Here is a 16,928-nt window from a genome sequence, read left to right on the forward strand (position 1 = left end):
ATGAGGTCGGGTGAACATTCAACTGCCTCGCTCGCCCTCGGGGCGGATGAACAACATGCCGCGGGCGCAGCGGAGTTGCACCATTTCCTGGATCGGTTGTTCGATCTCAGTGGCGTAGATTTGAGCGGCTATTCCAGGCGGGCGTTACAGCGACGCTTGCGCAGCCTGATCAGCGGCGAGGGTTTGTCGGGCATTGGCGAGCTGAGCGATCGGATTCACGGCGATCCACGGTTTCTCGCGCATGTGCTCGACCGGCTCATGCTGCGGGTCACGACCATGTTCCGCGATCCGTCGTTCTTTCGTTTGTTTCGGGATCGCGTCGTGCCGCTGCTGCGCACCTATCCCTATTCGAGATTGTGGGTGGCCGGCTGCTCGACCGGACAGGAAGCCTACTCGCTGGCCATTCTGCTGCGTGAAGAAGGCCTATATGACCGCTGCCGTATCTACGCGACCGACCTCAACGAGGTCGTGTTGGAGCAGGCGCGCCGCGGCGTGCTGCCGCTGTCGTCCCTCGAGGAGTATGAGCAAAACTATCGCGCGTCCGGCGGCATACGTGCGCTGTCCGATTACTACACTCGTGGCAACACCGCGGCGCTACTCGATCCCGCCGTGCTGGAGCGTATCGCAGTGTTTCGTCACGACCTGGCGCGCGACGCCTCGTTCAATGAATTTCACGTGATCTTCTGTCGCAACGTGCTGATGTATTTCGACGAAGCGTTGCGTTATCGCGTGCACCAGCTGTTCGGCGACAGTCTGGTGCGCTTGGGATTTCTCGGGCTGGGTCAGAGTGAGTCGCTGCACCTGAGCCAGCATGAATCGCATTATGAATTGCTGTCGCGGCGGCATCGCCTGTACCGCAAGGTGCGCTAGGCGACGGCGAGGCAACGGAGGACATCGGCGATGACCAAAGCGGTCCATAAATCGAACATTCTGCTGGTCGACGACGAGCAGGCCAATCTGGACGCGCTGGAGGCCGTGCTGGAGAGCCTGGGCGAGAATCTGATCGTCGCACGGCGCGGCGAGCAGGCGCTCAAGTGCGTGCTCGAATATGACTTCGCCGTGATCCTGCTCGATGTGCAGATGCCGGGCATGAGCGGTATCGAGACGGCCGCACTGATCCGGGCGCGCGAGCGCTCGCGGTCCACGCCGATCATCTTCCTCACCGGCATGATGCGCACTGCCGAGATGGTGTTCAGCGGTTACTCGGCGGGCGCGGTGGATTATTTGATGAAGCCGCTGGAGCCGGAAGTGCTACGCGCCAAGGTTGCAGTGTTCGTCGAGCTGGATCGCGCCAGGCACGAGCTGGAGCGGGAGATCGGCGAGCGCGTGCGCATCGCCGAGCAGGTCACCGAGCTGAACAACGCCCTGCGAGACAAGAACGACGATCTGTTGGCCGCGAATGCCGATCTGGAGTCCTTCTGTCATTCGGTGTCGCATGACCTGCGCATGCCGTTGCGTCACATTCATTCGTACGTATCGATGCTGGAAGCGTCGGCCGGCGCCAAGCTCAATTCGGAGGAGCGGCGTCACGTTCACACCGTGCAGAAGGCGGCGATGCGCATGACGCGCTTGATCGACGATCTCCTGGCGTTCTCACGCATTGGTCGCGCGGCCATGCACCGTCAGCGCATCCGCATGGACGAGCTCATCGACGAGACTTTCCAGGAGCTGGGTCCGGAGTTGAACGATCGGCACATCGATTGGGAGCGACGCGCCATTCCGGACACCGTCGGCGATCCGCAGCTGATGAAACAAGTGTGGGTCAACTTGCTGGCGAACGCAGTGAAGTACACGCGTCCGCGCGACCCGGCCAAGATCGAGATCGGCGCCGATGTGGGCGACGATGAAGTGGTCTACTACGTGCGTGACAATGGCGTGGGCTTCAACATGAAGTATGCCGATCGATTGTTCGGTGTGTTTCAGCGGTTGCACGCCGAAAAGGATTTCGAGGGCACGGGCGTCGGCCTGGCGAACGTGCGGCGTATCGTGCAGCGGCACGGCGGGCGCACCTGGGCGGAAGGGGCCGAAGGGCGCGGGGCGACGGTTTACTTCTCCATGCCCGTCGCGGGCAACGCCTGAGGATTGCACCAGCGCTGCAAGGTCCGCTCGAAGTCGGAGGCCGCATACGGTTTGGTGATGTAGTCGTCCATGCCGGCCTCGATGCAGCGCTCGCGATCCTGGCTCATGGCATTGGCGGTGAGTGCAACGATCGGTGTGCGTCGGGCGCTGTCTTGTTCGCGCTCGCGAATGGCGCGCGTCGCTTCGTAGCCGTCCATCTCCGGCATCTGACAATCCATGAAGATCAGGTCGTAGCTTTGCTGCGCAGTGCGCTCGCAGGCGATGCGGCCATTCTCCGCAATCTCCACTTCGCAGCCGAGCTTGGCCAGCAAGCGAGTGGCGAGCATGCGATTGACGGCATGATCCTCCACGACCAGGACGCGAGGCTGTGACGTGCCCGCGGCCGGTTGCTCGATCGATTCGAGCTGCGCATCGAGTTTGAGCGCCCGCGTCGTGGAGGTTGCCCCGCTACGCTGAGCAAACGGCAGCGTGAACCAGAACGTCGAACCGACGCCGGGCTGACTGTGCGCGCCGATCTGTCCGCCCATCAGTTCGACGAGCTGCTTGGAGATTGCCAGACCCAGTCCCGTGCCGCCGTACTTGCGCGTGGTCGATGAGTCGGCCTGCGTGAACTTGTTGAACAGACGCGCCAGTTGTTCGGCTGTGATACCGATGCCCGTGTCTTCGACTTCCAGGCGCAGCATGCCATCGACATCCGAGGCGCGAATCGTGACGCGCCCGGCGTCGGTGAACTTGATCGCATTCGAGGCGAGATTCACCAACACCTGCCGCACGCGACCGGCATCGCCGAGGATGCTGGCGGAAACGTCCGACGGCCAGTGCACATCGAACTGCAGTTGTTTCTCGGCGGTACGAGGTTGCAGTAACGCCAGCACATCCCGTGCGATCTGCCGGGCATCGACCCGCGAGCGCTCCACCGAAATGCGGCCGGCTTCGATGCGCGAGAAATCCAGGATGTCATCGATGATGGTCATCAGCGACCGTCCGGAGTCGCGGATGGTGCTGGCCATGCTCTGCTGTTCGGGGGTCAGCGAGGTCTGCAGCAACAGATCGGTGAAGCCGATGACGCCATTCATCGGCGTGCGGATCTCGTGACTCATGGTGGCCAGGAATTCGCTCTTGGCCTTGCTGGCATCCTCGGCGGCGTTGCGCGCCTTGATCAGCTCGGCTTCGGCGACTTTGAATGAGGTGATGTCCTGATACGTGCCCAGCACGCCCCATACGTCGCCGCGCGCGTCGATCAGGGGCACCTTGCTGGTGGTGCGCCACTCGGTGTGATCGCCGTGGCTGAGCTGTTGAACGAAGTTCAGCACCGGCTGGCGGTGCTCCATGATGTGCTGATTCTGCGAGCCATCGGGCTGCGCGCCGGCCCACGGCACTTCCTGATCGGTCTTGCCGATGATGTCCTCGATGCCCGCGTCGGATTTGAAGTTGCGATTCGCGCCGAGGAAGCGGCCGTCGCGATCCTTCCAGAACACTCGCTGCGGCAGCAGATCGATGACGGTCTTGAGCAACGCCTCGGACTGCTCCGCCTGGCGCATGGCCTGCTTGAGCTGTGAGATTTCGATGGCCGTGCCGGAGATGCGCAACGCCAGGCCGTTTTGATCGCGGGTATTGACCGAGCCGCGGAACAACAGCGAGACCCAGTGACCGTCCTTGTGGCCCATGCGGGCCTCGCTCTCGAAAAACGGCGTCTCGCCCTGGCAGTGTCGATCGATCTGATGCAGGGTGACCGTGAGATCGTCCGGATGCATGGCGCGATTCCAACTCTCGCGCGGAATGAGCGCAGCTTCTTCGGCGGTGTAGCCGAGCATCCGTCCCCAGTTGCCATCGAATTCCACTGAATCGCGCACCAGGTCCCAGTCCCACAGGCAGATTCCGGAGCCGTCGATCGCCAGCGCATGACGCTCACGCAGCTGGGCCAACATGGCTTCTGCTTCCTTGCGCGCAGTGATGTCGGAGCACACCGATGTGTAACGGGTCACTCGACCGGAGCTGTCGGTGGTCGGAATGATGGTGATGTCGAGCCAGAAGTAAGTGCCGTCCTTGGCGCGGTTCTGGATTTCGCCGCGCCATGGATGACCGGTGGCGATGGTCCGGTACATGTCCATGAAGAACTTGCGGGGATGCAGTCCCGAGTTGACCACGTTGTGATTGCGGCCGATCAGCTCCTCGCGCGCATAGCCGCTGAGCTGGCAGAACAGGTCGTTGACATCGGTGATCCGCCCGCTGCCATCGGTGCTCGACACGATGCTGCAGCTGTTGAGCAGCGCCAGCTCGCTTTCCAGCTCCTGCACGCGCCGCTGCAGCCCGCCTACGAATGGACGAGCCAGGAGTGAGCACAACCGCTGCAGGGGCCGGTACCAGGTCCGCGGCAGGGGCTTGCCCTGCGTTTGCGCGTGCCGCTCGCGAGACGGCGAGCGCGCACCGATTAAGGCGGACAATGGCATTAGGCGACTATCGGACAGAATGTGTGACGTCAGCACGTGCCGCTGTCACATCAGTTCACGATGAATAGCAGGTCCGAGCCGGATTTAGGCAATGGTCTTATGCTTGGGCGAGGGTCCCGCACGAGCGGCAATCAAGTCACTAGGGACTGACACTTATTGAGTCCGGGGCGTTCGTCATGGGTTCGGGGGCGCGTTGCCGCATAATCTCGGCGGGGCATCCCATCTTTAGGGAATATTCTCAATGATCGCGATTCTGGAGGCACATCGCGCCGGCCTGCTGGGGCGCGCTCATTGGGCGCGCAACGTGGTTTCCGGCGTCGTCGTGGGCGTGGTGGCTCTGCCGCTGGCCATGGCATTTGCGATCGCTTCCGGCGCCAAGCCTGAGCAGGGCTTGTACACCGCGATCGTCGCCGGACTGCTGGTGTCGCTGTTCGGTGGCAGCCGTTTGCAGATTGCCGGACCGACCGGTGCGTTCATCGTCATCCTCTCGGGCATTACCGCCGAGCACGGCATCGAGGGCCTGCAAATCGCCACCCTGCTGGCCGGCGTGATGTTGCTGCTCCTCGGCATCGCGCGGCTGGGCGCTATCATCAAGTTCATTCCCGATCCGGTGATTTTGGGCTTCACCGCTGGTATCGCCGTGGTCATCTGGACCGGTCAGTGGCATGACTTCTTCGGTCTGCCGGCAGTGAGCGGACGACACTTCCACGAGAAGCTCTGGCACACGTTGCAGGTACTGCCGGAAGCACACTGGGGAACGACCGCGCTGGCGAGTGCGACGCTGTTGATCGTTCTGTTCGCGCCGCGGTTGTCGGTGCTCAAACGGGTTCCCGGTCCGCTGCTCGGCCTGCTGTTCGCCACGATCGTGCAGTCGCTGTTTCATATCGAAGGCGTGGCGACCATCGGCTCGGCATTCGGTGGCATTCCGCGCGGTTTGCCGTCACTGCAAATGCCGGCAATCACCGTCGATCGCGTCATCGAGCTGATCGGGCCGGCGTTCACCATCGCGATGCTCGGTGCCATTGAATCGCTGTTGTCGGCAGTCGTCGCGGACGGCATGGCCGGCACCCGTCACGATTCGAATCAGGAATTGATCGGGCAGGGCATCGCCAACATGGCTGCGCCCCTGTTTGGCGGTTTCGCGGCGACCGGTGCGCTAGCGAGAACCGCGACCAACGTGCGCAACGGTGGCACGAGTCCGCTCGCAGGCATCACGCATGCGGTGACGCTGGTGCTCATCGTGCTCGCGCTCGCGCCGTTGGCTGTCCACATCCCGTTGGCGGCGCTAGCAGCCATCTTGTTCGTGGTCGCCTGGAACATGAGCGAGGCAGGTCATTTCGTGAAGATGGTCCGACGTGCTCCGGCCGCGGACGTCGTGGTGCTGCTGGTGACATTCGGGCTCACGGTGTTCGTGGACCTGGTGGTCGCCGTCAACATTGGCGTGATCGTGGCGACGTTGCATTTTCTGCGGCGGATGGCGAGCAGTGTGGAAGTGCAACAGCAGACTCATCAGGACCTGAGTCGCGAGTTCGCTCATCGGGGCCTGAGCTTTCCGCCCGGCGTGCTGGCGTTCGCCGTGGAAGGGCCGTTCTTTTTCGGCGCGGTGGAGAATTTCGAGCGGGCGCTGGCGAGCACCGGCACCGATCCGGAAGTGCTCATCATCCGCTTGCGCTGGGTGCCGTTCATGGACATCACCGGGTTGCAGACGCTCGAGGAAGTCATCCGCGGTCTGCAGCGTCGTAAGGTGCGCGTGATGCTGACGGGGGCCAACGATCGCGTCACCGGCAAGCTGCGTCGCGCCGGTATCGTCGATCTGATCGGTGCCGAGAACTTCTGTGAGAACCTGGAGCGGGCGCTGGCTCGACTGAACGGCGGCCCGACTCAGTGATGATGCGCATGACTGGATGCGGGGATCGAGACCCAGATCATCCAGGCGCCGAACAACAGCAATAGTGCGCCGCTGGCGAAGCGAGGCCAGCGGCTCTTGAGAAAGCGCTGCATCTGAGACGCGAGCACGCTGCTGGTCAGCATGGAGGGCAGTGTGCCGAGGCCGAACGCGAGCAGGATCGCGGCTCCATTCGCAGCGTCACCAGCGAGCGCGGCAAACAGCAGCATCGAGTAGACCAGGCCGCAGGGCAGCCAGCCCCAAAGAAAGCCCAACGCGATGGCGCGAGTGGGGCCGGTCAATTTGCCGGTGCCGAGCGTGAATGGTTGTAGGCGACGCCAGAACTTTGCGCCAACGGCCTCCAGCGATCGCAACGGATTCCACGGCGATAGCATTCGCAGGGCAATCAACATCAACAGCACGCCGCTGGCGATGCGCAATGTCGCTCCAATCCGAGCAAGATCCAGCACGGCTTGCAGCGTCGCGCCGATCAATCCGCAGATTGCACCCGCCATTGTATATCCGCCGAGACGACCGACGTGATAGGACAGCGCATTGCCGAACGCCGCGCTGGCGCTGGTCGCCGTGACGCGTGCTCGCATGCCCAACGCACCTGCGAGTCCACCGCACATGGCGAAGCAATGAGCACTGCCGGCGATGCCGGCAACGAACGCAGCGGAAAGGCCGATGGCGGCAGTGACGTCAGTCATCGTGACTCGAATCGTCCTTGGGTGGGTCGTCGCGCAAAGCGTCCCAGCCCGGCGATTCCAGATCGTCGAACTGGCCGGCGTTCACCGCCCAGAAGAACCCCCAGCCAGCAAACACCACCAGCGCCAGGCTCAACGGAATCAAAACGAACAGGATGCTCATGCCGTCGTCTCCTGCAGGTGTGCGGTTGGGATGACCGTTGGCGCAGCTGTGCGTCGAGTCGCACGCGGCAGCAGTCGAGTGGAGTTCAACATTACGGCGACCGAGCTGAGCGACATGCCCAGCGCCGCGAGCCACGGCGGGATGAATCCGAGCGCCGCCAGCGGTATCGAGCCAAGATTGTAGATGGCCGCCCACAGCAGATTCTGTTTCGCGACCCGAAGGGTGCGTCGTGCGAGCAGCACGGCCTCGGGAAGGGCCGCAAGATTGTCGCTGACCAGCACGAGCCCGGCACTTGCATGCGCCAACGCCGCGCCACGGCCCATGGCGATGGACACATCCGCCGCGCCCAGCACCGGAGCATCGTTGACGCCATCGCCGATCACCGCGACGCGCTTGCCTCGTTTTTGAAGATCGAGCACGTGGGTGAGCTTCTGCTGCGCCGAGTGGCGGGCAAAGTGCTCTTTGATGCCACATTGCTGGGCCACTGTTTGCACGGCCTGGTGGCCGTCGCCGCTGAGAATCTGAGATTCGATGTGCAACGAGCGCAGCAGGCTCACTGCAATGGCCGCAGCCGGACGCAGTGAATCGGTGAGCTCGAACCACGCGAGCGCGCGCTGCTCGTCACCGAGCATGATGACGCTGCCGAGCGACTCTGCTGGCGGTGCAGACCGATGCTTGTCCTGGCGTAGCTCGGCGACGAAGTCCGGTGTGCCGATACGATACAAGCGCCCATCGATGCGCCCTTCCACGCCACGGCCGGCCACTGTTTGCAGGTCTGCGACGGCTCCTTTATCGAGATAAGGCGCAAACGCCCGGGCGAGGGGGTGTTCTGAAGCCTGTTCCAGCAGGGCTGCAATCTGCAGGCATTGCGGCTCGGTGACGCCCGCAAGCGAGATGCATTTGGAGATTCGAAGCTCGCCGCGCGTCAATGTGCCGGTCTTGTCGAACACGATGTGATCGACTTTCGCCAGGCTTTCGAGCGCGTCCGGATCGGTCAGCAAGATGCCTTGACGACCCAGGCTCGCCGTGGCTGAGGCAAGCGCCGCCGGCATGGCAATCGCGAAAGCGCAGGGACACGCGACGACCAGCACAGCCAGCGTCGCAGCGAACGCTTGTGACGGATCGATTGCCAGCCATGCGGCGCAGGTCAGTCCGGCGCCGATCAGCACATAGCCGAGAAACCTGGCGGCGGCCGAGTCGGCGTTGCGCGCCAGCGCAGGCTTATAGGTTTGGGCCCGTTGCATGAGCGAGACGATGTGAGATAACGCCGTGTCCGCACCAAGCGCCGTGACCTCAATGCTGACTGGGCCGTCGACATTGAGGGTGCCTGCGACAACTCGCTCGCCAACTCGCCGACAGACCGGCAACGATTCGCCCGTCAGCATGGCCTCATCGATGTGAGCTTGCGTGTCGAGCAGCTGCCCGTCGGCCGGCAGCACTTCACCGCGACGCACCTGGATCACGTCGCCGACACGCAGCGAGGTCACCGGCACATCTTCGACGCCGTGCTCGCCGACTCGATGGGCAATGGAGGGCAGCTGTCTCGCCAGCGCATCGGTGACGCCCGCGGTGTGCTGGCGAACGCTCATCTGCGCGAAGCGACCGAGCGTCAGGAAGAAAATGAACATGGTGACCGAGTCGAAATACACCTCGCCGCCGGCGCCGTTGAAGGTGTTCCAGACACTGGCGCCATAAGCGAGCAGCAACGCAATGCTCACCGGCACGTCCATGCCGATCGAGCGGCTGCGCAGGCTGTTCCAGGCGCTCAACAGGATGGGCGCGCCCGCGTAGAACATGACTGGCGTCGCAACCAGCAAGCTGACGATACGAAAGTAATTGAGCAGCCCCGGCTCCATGATTTCATTGGCGAGCTCGGCCGAATAGACGGCGACCGCGAACATCATCACCTGCATCATGCCGAAGCCCGCGACCGCCAGACGCTTGAGACTGTCGCGGCGCTCTTCGCGGAGCGCGCGCGTGACGGTTTCATCTGTGACCGGATGCGGTACGTACCCGAGCTGCGCGATGGTGCGCATGATGTCGGCCAGATTGAGCTTCGCGTCGTCCCAGACGATGCTGGCGCGGCCGGTCGCGGCGTTGACGCTGACGTCACGTACACCAGCATGCCGCCGCAACACTTGATCGATCAGCCAGCTGCATGCCGAGCAGCGCAGTCCTTCGATCAGCAGCGTGACCGATGTTTGCTCCGTCGTGGTTCGCGTGAACTGAGCGGCGAACTGCGGATCGGCGTAGACGCGCCACTTGTCATCCTGATTGTCCTCGCGGGGGCGCACGGAGCTGCCGTCGCGATAGCGATAGAAATCGCCGAGGCCGGTGCCGGCGATCAGCTCGGCGACTGCCTGGCAGCCACTGCAGCACACGGGCTCATCGCGTTGCTCGACGCGTGCGACCAGCGTCGATCCCCGCAATGGCTCACCGCAGTGGAAGCAGACGTTCATTGAGACACCGGCGCGATGAATCTCGCCTTGGACCGGGCGTCAATGGCGCCATCATCGGACTTGGCCACGATTTGAATGTCCCGGCCGCCGCTGATCGCGCTGCTGGGCGCCCGAATGCGAACGGCAACGCTGACGACTTCGCCGGCACCGACTCGTTGCAGCTCGCGGTCAGTGTCGACGCTCACGCCATCGATGCCTTCAGCCTGGATGCGCAACGCGTGCTCGCGAGAGTCCTTGTTGATGAAACGGATCGTGTAGACGTTTTCGATCAGGCCGCCATCGAGGGGGCGATACAAAGCATTGCGGTCGCGAAGCACGTCGACCTCTACCAGGTGACGAGTCGCGACGGCCACACCGAAACCGACGATCAACGCCAGCAGCACTGAGCCGTAAATGACTGTGCGAGGCCGCACGATCCGAGTGGGCTCGTTGTCGATGGCATTCTGCGTGGTGTAACGAACCAGCCCGCGCGGGTAGTTCATCTTGTCCATCACGCTGTCGCAGGCGTCGATACAAGCCGCGCAGGCGATGCATTCGAGCTGCAGGCCCTGACGGATGTCGATGCCAGTGGGACATGCTTGCACGCACAGCTTGCAGTCGATGCAGTCGCCAAGACCTTTGCTCTTGGGATCCACACCGCGTGCGCGCGACCCACGCGGATCGCCCCGCTGGGTGTCGTAGGAGATAACCAGGGTATTACGATCGAACATGGCACCCTGGAAGCGTGCGTACGGGCACATGTACTTGCAGACCTGCTCGCGCATGTAGCCGGCGTTGCCGTAAGTGGCGAAGCCGTAGAACAGAATCCAGAACGACTCCCAACCGCCGAGGGTCGCGGTCAGCACCGAATCGGTCAGCACGCGCACTGGCGTAAAGTAGCCGACGAAGGTGTAGCCGGTGTAGAGCGCGAATGAAATCCACAGCAGCTGCTTGCCGGTCTTGCGCGCCACTTTGTTGAGAGACCATGAAGACTGGTCGAGGCGCATGCGCTGCTGTCGATTGCCTTCGGTCCAGCGCTCCATCCAGACGAAGATTTCCGTCCAGACGGTTTGCGGACAGGCGTAGCCGCACCACAAGCGGCCAGCCAGCGCGGTGAAAAAGAACAGGGACAGGGCGGCGATGATCAGCAGCCAGGTCAGCAGGAAGAAGTCCTGAGGAAAGAACGTCAGCCCGAAGATATAGAACTTGCGCGCCGGCAGATCGAACAGCACGGCTTGCCGGCCGTCCCATTGCAACCAGGGCAGCGCGTAGAACAGTCCGAGCAGCGCGATGGTTGCTGCCACGCGCAGGCGGTTGAAGCGGCCTTCGACTTCGCGCGGGTAGACCTTCTGATGGGCAATATAAAGACTGCCGTCGTTGTTGACGGGCTGCAGGGGGCGGGCGGCGGTCATCGATGTTCCCGGTCCGCGGTGCCGCTGCGTGTCTCGATCAGATAGGCTGTGAGAAAGCTGGCGATGGCGGACATCATCCAGAAAAAGAAAAAGCCGACGGTGTAGCCGGCGCGTCGATCGGCCAGCCAGGCCGGCGGTGCGGCGTCATCCACGAGCAGTTGCGGGTCGAAACAAGCGAAGAACAACAGCGTGGCAACGCATGCCGCGAGAAACGAGGCCCACAGCAGCACTCCCAGATCTTCCCGGAAGTGCGGCCAGCGGGTCGGTGAGGTTGTCTGCTGCTCAGTTCGCGGCATGCATCTCTGACTCGCTGAGGCTGAGGACATAGGCGGCGAGCAGTTTCACCTTGGTGTCGCCGAGCAAGTCCTGGTGTGCGGGCATTTGATTGTCGCGACCGTTGGTGATGGTCGCGCGTACAGAGTCGAAATCGCCACCGTGCAGCCAGATGTTGTCGGTGAGATTCGGCGCACCGAGCAACGGATTGCCTTTGGCGTCCGCGCCATGACAACCGACGCACAGTGTCGCGAAGCGCTCCTGGCCGGCGGCGACCCAATCGGCCGGCGCTTTGCCGCCACTCAGGCTCACGACATACGACGCGACTTCGTTGACGCCTTGGGTGCCGAGCACGCCGCCCAGTGCGGGCATCACACCGTGACGGCCCTGTGCGATTGTTTCTAGCAGCCGGTCCTCATCGCCGCCCCACAACCAATCTTTGTCGGTGAGGTTGGGAAAGCCCTTGGCGCCGCGCGCATCGGAGCCGTGACAGCCTGCGCAGTTCGCGCCATAGAGATTCTTCGCGGTCGCCATCGCGCTGCCGTTGCTGGCCAGCTCGACCAGGGAACGATCCTGCAACGACGCCAGGCGTTCTTCGAACCTGGCGCGCTGGAGTGCGACTTGCTCTTCATAAGCGCCCACCGAGCTCCACTTCGACGTGCCGGCAAAGTTGCCCATGCCGGGATAGAAGGTGAGATAGCCGGCGCCAAAGATCACGGTGATGACGAACAGGCCCAGCCACCAGCGCGGCAGTGGATTGTTCAACTCTTCCAGATCGCCGTCCCAGACGTGACCGGTCTTGCCGGCACCCTCGGTGGATTGCTCATCCGATGTATCGGCGGCCACGCGCGTGCGCGCGGTCCACCACATCAGCCACAGGCACGCGACGATGTTGATCGCGGTGAAGACGATGATGAAAACACTGGCAGGCTGGCGGATCATCGCGGCTGTTCCTGATTCGAGTCCTGATCTTCGAGCGGCAGGCGCGCCATGCGGTCGAAGTCCGCCGTGCGATTCTTGTTCCAGGCCCAGGCCCACAAGGTCATGAACGCCAGAAACAGAATCAGCGTCAGCAGGCCGCGCACCAGGCCCATGTTGAATTCGATGCTCATGGTTGACTCTTGGCTACTTTGGAGGCGGCACCGTCGGTGGGCTTGGGCTCGCCATAAAACTTCAGGCCCTGCATGTAGGCGATCAGCGCCTCCATCTCGGTGCGGTTACGCACGGCTTCCGGCGCATCCGCGATTTCCTCGGCCGAGTACGGCACGCCGATTTTCTGCAGCGCCTGCATCTTTGTTTGCGTGCCGGCGGGATCGAGCGTGCGTTCGGCGAGCCACGGGAAGCCGGGCATGTTCGATTCGGGCACCACGTCGCGGGGATTCAGCAGATGGATGCGATGCCATTCATCGGTATAGCGACCGCCAACGCGTGCCAGATCGGGACCGGTCCGCTTGGAGCCGAACTGGAACGGATGGTCGTAGACCGCTTCACCGGCGATCGAATAGTGACCGTAGCGCTCGGTTTCGGCCGGCAGCGGTCGCACCATCTGCGAGTGGCAGTTGTAACAACCTTCGCGCACGTACACATCGCGACCTTCGAGCGCGAGCGCGGAGTAGGGCTTGATGCCGGGCGAAGGCTCGATCACCGAGCTCTGCATGTAGAGCGGCGCGATCTCCACCAGGCCACCGATACTGATCACCACCGCGATCAGCGCGCCCATCAGCGCAATCTTCTTTTCGACGAGTTCGTGTTTCATGATGATGCGATCAATGACTGGTGGCGGGGGCGAGCACCGGTGCGTCGACTGGCTGCGTGTCGCGCACGGTGCGCCACACGTTATAGGCCATGATCAGCATGCCGGTCAGGAACATCAGGCCGCCGAGCAGTCGGATGGCGTAGTACGGATACGTTGCCTTGAGCGATTCGACGAAGGTGTAGGTCAACGTGCCGTCGTCGTTTACAGCGCGCCACATCAGGCCCTGCATCACGCCGGCAATCCACATCGAGGTGACGTACAGCACGATGCCGACGGTCGCGATCCAGAAGTGCGCGTCCATGAGCTTGACGCTGTACATCTGCTGTTTGCCGAACAGCCGCGGGATCATTTGATACATGGCGGCGATGGTGATGAATGCGACCCAGCCGAGCGCGCCGGCGTGCACGTGGCCGATGGTCCAATCGGTGTAGTGCGACAGCGCGTTCACCGTCTTGATGGACATCAGCGGGCCTTCGAACGTCGCCATGCCGTAGAACGACAGCGACACCACCAGGAACTTCAGAATCGGATCGGTGCGCAGACGGTGCCACACGCCCGACATGGTCATCAGGCCGTTGATCATGCCGCCCCAGGAGGGCGCCAGCAGAATCAGCGAGAACACCATGCCGAGCGACTGCGCCCAGTCCGGCAGCGAGGTGTAGTGCAGATGATGCGGGCCGGCCCACATGTAGATGGAGATCAGCGCCCAGAAGTGCACGATGGACAGGCGATAGGAATAGATCGGCTTGCCGGCCTGCTTGGGCACCACGTAGTACATCATTCCGAGGAAGCCGGCGGTGAGGAAGAAGCCCACGGCGTTATGGCCGTACCACCACTGCACCATGGCGTCGACCACGCCGGAATAAACGATGTACGACTTGGTCGGCGAGACCGGGATGGCGATGTTATTGACGATGTGCAGGACCGCGATGGTGATGATGTACGCGGCGAAGAACCAGTTCGCGACGTAGATGTGTTTCACCTTGCGCTTGACGATGGTGCCGAAGAACACCACGCCGTAGCAGACCCACACCACCGCAATCAGCAGGTCGATGGGCCATTCCAGCTCCGCGTATTCCTTGCTCTGAGTGATGCCCAGCGGCAGCGTGATGGCCGCGAGCACGATGACCGCTTGCCAGCCCCAGAACGTGAACGCGGCCAGACGATCGGAGAACAGTCGTGCATGGCAGGTTCGCTGCACGATGTAGTAGGAGGTGGCGAACAGCGCGCAGCCGCCGAACGCGAAAATCACAGCGTTGGTATGCAGCGGGCGCAAGCGGCTGTAGGTGAGCCAGGGAACATCGAAGTTCAGTGCCGGCCACAACAGCTGCGCGGCGATGAACGCGCCGACGGCCATGCCGACGATGCCCCAGACGACGGTCATGATCGCGAACTGGCGAACGACCTTGTCGTTATATGTGGCGCGCACCTCGCTGCCGGCGTCTGCAAGCGCGGCGCTGGCGGGCAAAACATTCGCGGACATCTAAGAGCCTCGTAACGTTGTTTCTGTCGGCATAGCAAAGGTACCGTGCCGCGCTTTTTTTCTAATTACGGAGAGCCCGAGAGAGACTGCGCACCAGCCCTGAGTGATAAACCTGAGCGCAGCTGCAGATGTCGACTGCGTCTCGTTTTCGAGGCGCAGGTAACGTTGCGGACGATCACGCCCTTCGCATCGTGCGAAGCGCGTTTCGGGGTTTGCCTGACGGCCCTAGATGACTTTTGAGAATTGCGTACTGGCTGCGCGTGGCAGGTAGGCGTCGAAGATCATTGCAATCGTGCGCAGGAGCGAGCGGCCGCGCTCGGTGACGCGGATTACATCGGGGTCGCTGGTTATCAACCCGTCGCTGGCCAACGCGTTCAGCGCAGCCAGTTCGTGGGCGAAGTACTCACTGAAGTCGAGCGCATAACTGTTTTCGATCTCGCGCATACGCAGCTCGCCTTGGCACATCAGGCGCTGGATGATTTCACGGCGCAAAACGTCGTCCATGCTCAGCGCGATACCCCGATCGACCGGCAATCGACCCTGGTCGAGCGCCGCGTAATAGCCGGACAGGTCTTTGCGGTTTTGTGAATAAGAGTTGCCGACCGCACCGATCGCGCTGACGCCGAGGCCGATCAGGTCACAGTCGCCGTGCGTCGAATAGCCCTGGAAATTGCGATGCAGGCTGCCGTCCCGCATGGCACGCGCCAGGTCGTCGTCGGGCAGGGCGAAATGATCCATGCCGATATACACATAACCTGCCTCGGTGAGCCGCTCGACGGTGAGTGCGAGCAGCTGCAGACGGGTTTCGGCGTCAGGTAACTGGTCGGAGCGGATCGCCCGCTGGGCTTTGAACAGGCGAGGCATGTGAGCGTAGCCGTAGGCGGCGATGCGATCGGGTCGCATCCGCACGACGGTAGCGAGCGTCTCGTCAAAGCTCGCAACAGTTTGCAGCGGCAGGCCATAGATGAGATCGAAGCTCACCGAGCGATAGCCCAGCGCGCGCGCCTGAACCATACATTCGTCGATCTGCTCGATGCTTTGCAGCCGGTTCACGGCTCGTTGCACGTTCGGATCGAAATCCTGAACACCCAGGCTGAGCCGGTTGAATCCCAGCCGGAACAGCTCCGACAAGCTGCTCGGGCCGAGCGTGCGCGGATCGATCTCGATCGAAAACTCCCGCTGCTCAGAACGATCGATGTTGAAGTGTCTGCCCAGCTGACTGAACAGTGCTGCGAGCTGGCTCAGGGTCAGATAGGTCGGTGTGCCACCGCCGAAGTGCATCTGGCGCACATTCCGGCGGCGCTCGAACAAGGCGCTCTGCAACTCGATCTCGCGCTGTAAACGTTGCAGATACTGTTCGGCGTGCACCGGATTGCGGGTAATGATCTTGTTACAACCGCAATAGAAGCACGGCCGCTCGCAGAACGGCACGTGCACATAGATCGACAGCGGGCGCGACGTGCCGGCGTTGCTCAACAAGGCGACGCGGCGGTAGCTCTGCTCGTCGAAGCCGGTATGAAACTGAACCGCCGTCGGATAGGACGTATAGCGGGGGCCATGACCGTCATAACGTCGGATCAAAGTGGCGTCGAGTTTCATTCGTACTCTTACGTAGCGGAGCCAGGTTGCGCCGGCGTATACCCGGCCTGGATGCCATTTATAGAGATAGCGCTTCCGCGCCGCGCTCCGGAGCTCCACGCAAGGGCTGCGGGGTAGTCCGGAATGCCGGAATGCTGTAATCCTTGCCGACAAATGGTGCGAATTCGCGCCAATGCCGCAGCGACGCTTGCATCGAGTAGAAAAAAACCCAATATAAAGGTTGGCGGCGGGGGCGGAGACAACAATGCAGACCTCTCGAGAGCGGCCTATGACGACGTATCGTGTCGCGGACAACGCGCCACCCGGTCCAGCGCGGCGCGACTCTTCCGCTCAGCCCGTACCGACGCCTCGCACTTCCCTCGAAGGCCGCATGCTGCGCGCATTGCTTCATGCATTTGGCGATCCACCCGTTCAGATTGCGCTCTGGAATGGCGAGCGTGTGCAGACCAGCGTCACCGAGGCGGTGGCAACCCTGCACATTCCGGATAGAGCCACGTTGGTGCGTCTTTGCAGGGATCCCGATGTGCAGTTCGGCGAGCTGTATAGCGTCGGCAAGATCCAGGTCGAGGGCGACGTCGGCCGGCTGATCGAGGAGTTGTATCAGGGCGGGTCGCATCCGGGGCGCAATTCGATTTCGGCGCTGCGGCGCATGAGTCCTGTCTCTTATACACATCTGACGCTGC

General features: G+C 62.5%; 15 protein-coding genes. 4 read left to right on the forward strand and 11 right to left on the reverse strand.

What is annotated here, in order from left to right; translation table 11 throughout:
* Entirely contained in the window at positions 1-870 is an 870-nt protein-coding gene (locus D0550_RS11370) for a CheR family methyltransferase (protein WP_116809292.1), read from the forward strand.
* Positions 871-900: 30 nt separating this feature from the next.
* The gene (locus D0550_RS11375) at positions 901-2,079 is read left to right on the forward strand and encodes a sensor histidine kinase (protein WP_116809293.1); all 1,179 of its coding nucleotides are present in this window, start codon (positions 901-903) and stop codon (positions 2,077-2,079) included.
* On the opposite strand, the gene D0550_RS11380 is transcribed toward D0550_RS11375, so the two are convergent.
* Entirely contained in the window at positions 2,046-4,529 is a 2,484-nt protein-coding gene (locus D0550_RS11380) for a PAS domain-containing hybrid sensor histidine kinase/response regulator (protein ID WP_116809294.1), read from the reverse strand. The two genes, D0550_RS11375 and D0550_RS11380, sit on opposite strands and share 34 nt — an antisense overlap.
* A gap of 241 nt (positions 4,530-4,770) precedes the next feature.
* Between D0550_RS11380 and D0550_RS11385 the strand changes: the two genes are divergently transcribed.
* Positions 4,771-6,417, forward strand: coding sequence for a SulP family inorganic anion transporter (locus D0550_RS11385; protein ID WP_116809295.1), 1,647 nt, complete (start codon positions 4,771-4,773; stop codon positions 6,415-6,417).
* On the opposite strand, the gene D0550_RS11390 is transcribed toward D0550_RS11385, so the two are convergent.
* The 10 genes from D0550_RS11390 to hemN form a co-directional block, all read right to left on the reverse strand.
* Positions 6,411-7,124 (reverse strand): sulfite exporter TauE/SafE family protein, encoded by a 714-nt coding sequence (locus D0550_RS11390; RefSeq protein WP_116809296.1) that lies wholly within the window; start codon positions 7,122-7,124, stop codon positions 6,411-6,413. The genes D0550_RS11385 and D0550_RS11390 overlap by 7 nt on opposite strands.
* Positions 7,117-7,284 (reverse strand): cbb3-type cytochrome oxidase assembly protein CcoS, encoded by a 168-nt coding sequence (ccoS, locus tag D0550_RS11395; protein WP_116809297.1) that lies wholly within the window; start codon positions 7,282-7,284, stop codon positions 7,117-7,119. The genes D0550_RS11390 and ccoS overlap by 8 nt, the downstream gene beginning before the upstream one ends.
* The gene (locus D0550_RS11400; RefSeq protein ID WP_116809298.1) at positions 7,281-9,743 is read right to left on the reverse strand and encodes a heavy metal translocating P-type ATPase; all 2,463 of its coding nucleotides are present in this window, start codon (positions 9,741-9,743) and stop codon (positions 7,281-7,283) included. Before D0550_RS11400 ends, ccoS begins: the two co-directional genes overlap by 4 nt.
* Complete coding sequence (ccoG, locus tag D0550_RS11405; RefSeq protein WP_116809299.1) at positions 9,740-11,134, reverse strand: cytochrome c oxidase accessory protein CcoG; 1,395 nt, start codon at positions 11,132-11,134, stop codon at positions 9,740-9,742. Before ccoG ends, D0550_RS11400 begins: the two co-directional genes overlap by 4 nt.
* The gene (locus D0550_RS11410) at positions 11,131-11,430 is read right to left on the reverse strand and encodes a hypothetical protein (RefSeq protein ID WP_116809300.1); all 300 of its coding nucleotides are present in this window, start codon (positions 11,428-11,430) and stop codon (positions 11,131-11,133) included. The genes ccoG and D0550_RS11410 overlap by 4 nt, the downstream gene beginning before the upstream one ends.
* On the reverse strand, positions 11,417-12,349 hold the full coding sequence (gene ccoP, locus D0550_RS11415) for a cytochrome-c oxidase, cbb3-type subunit III (RefSeq protein WP_116809301.1): 933 nt from the start codon (positions 12,347-12,349) through the stop codon (positions 11,417-11,419). The genes D0550_RS11410 and ccoP overlap by 14 nt, the downstream gene beginning before the upstream one ends.
* On the reverse strand, positions 12,346-12,519 hold the full coding sequence (locus D0550_RS11420; RefSeq protein ID WP_116809302.1) for a cbb3-type cytochrome oxidase subunit 3: 174 nt from the start codon (positions 12,517-12,519) through the stop codon (positions 12,346-12,348). Before D0550_RS11420 ends, ccoP begins: the two co-directional genes overlap by 4 nt.
* Positions 12,516-13,163, reverse strand: a complete 648-nt coding sequence (gene ccoO, locus D0550_RS11425) for a cytochrome-c oxidase, cbb3-type subunit II (protein ID WP_116809303.1) — start codon at positions 13,161-13,163, stop codon at positions 12,516-12,518. Before ccoO ends, D0550_RS11420 begins: the two co-directional genes overlap by 4 nt.
* A 10-nt stretch (positions 13,164-13,173) precedes the next feature.
* Positions 13,174-14,646, reverse strand: coding sequence for a cytochrome-c oxidase, cbb3-type subunit I (gene ccoN / locus D0550_RS11430; RefSeq protein WP_116809304.1), 1,473 nt, complete (start codon positions 14,644-14,646; stop codon positions 13,174-13,176).
* A 225-nt stretch (positions 14,647-14,871) separates the two neighbouring features.
* A complete protein-coding gene (hemN, locus tag D0550_RS11435) occupies positions 14,872-16,245 on the reverse strand; it encodes an oxygen-independent coproporphyrinogen III oxidase (RefSeq protein ID WP_116809305.1) in 1,374 nt (457 codons plus the stop codon).
* Positions 16,246-16,513: 268 nt separating this feature from the next.
* Between hemN and D0550_RS11440 the strand changes: the two genes are divergently transcribed.
* The coding region (locus D0550_RS11440; protein ID WP_479687844.1) for a DUF7884 domain-containing protein at positions 16,514-16,928 on the forward strand (415 nt) is incomplete at its 3' end.

Source organism: Steroidobacter cummioxidans (genome assembly GCF_003104955.1).

What these genes read in the sequence shown, in the direction of transcription:
- D0550_RS11370 (WP_116809292.1), top strand. Translation starts at nt 1, where the DNA reads ATGAGGTCGGGTGAACATTCAACTGCCTCGCTCGCCCTCGGGGCGGAT.
- D0550_RS11375 (WP_116809293.1), top strand. Translation starts at nt 901, where the DNA reads ATGACCAAAGCGGTCCATAAATCGAACATTCTGCTGGTCGACGACGAG.
- D0550_RS11380 (WP_116809294.1), bottom strand. Translation starts at nt 4,529, where the DNA reads ATGCCATTGTCCGCCTTAATCGGTGCGCGCTCGCCGTCTCGCGAGCGG.
- D0550_RS11385 (WP_116809295.1), top strand. Translation starts at nt 4,771, where the DNA reads ATGATCGCGATTCTGGAGGCACATCGCGCCGGCCTGCTGGGGCGCGCT.
- D0550_RS11390 (WP_116809296.1), bottom strand. Translation starts at nt 7,124, where the DNA reads ATGACTGACGTCACTGCCGCCATCGGCCTTTCCGCTGCGTTCGTTGCC.
- ccoS (WP_116809297.1), bottom strand. Translation starts at nt 7,284, where the DNA reads ATGAGCATCCTGTTCGTTTTGATTCCGTTGAGCCTGGCGCTGGTGGTG.
- D0550_RS11400 (WP_116809298.1), bottom strand. Translation starts at nt 9,743, where the DNA reads ATGAACGTCTGCTTCCACTGCGGTGAGCCATTGCGGGGATCGACGCTG.
- ccoG (WP_116809299.1), bottom strand. Translation starts at nt 11,134, where the DNA reads ATGACCGCCGCCCGCCCCCTGCAGCCCGTCAACAACGACGGCAGTCTT.
- D0550_RS11410 (WP_116809300.1), bottom strand. Translation starts at nt 11,430, where the DNA reads ATGCCGCGAACTGAGCAGCAGACAACCTCACCGACCCGCTGGCCGCAC.
- ccoP (WP_116809301.1), bottom strand. Translation starts at nt 12,349, where the DNA reads ATGATCCGCCAGCCTGCCAGTGTTTTCATCATCGTCTTCACCGCGATC.
- D0550_RS11420 (WP_116809302.1), bottom strand. Translation starts at nt 12,519, where the DNA reads ATGAGCATCGAATTCAACATGGGCCTGGTGCGCGGCCTGCTGACGCTG.
- ccoO (WP_116809303.1), bottom strand. Translation starts at nt 13,163, where the DNA reads ATGAAACACGAACTCGTCGAAAAGAAGATTGCGCTGATGGGCGCGCTG.
- ccoN (WP_116809304.1), bottom strand. Translation starts at nt 14,646, where the DNA reads ATGTCCGCGAATGTTTTGCCCGCCAGCGCCGCGCTTGCAGACGCCGGC.
- hemN (WP_116809305.1), bottom strand. Translation starts at nt 16,245, where the DNA reads ATGAAACTCGACGCCACTTTGATCCGACGTTATGACGGTCATGGCCCC.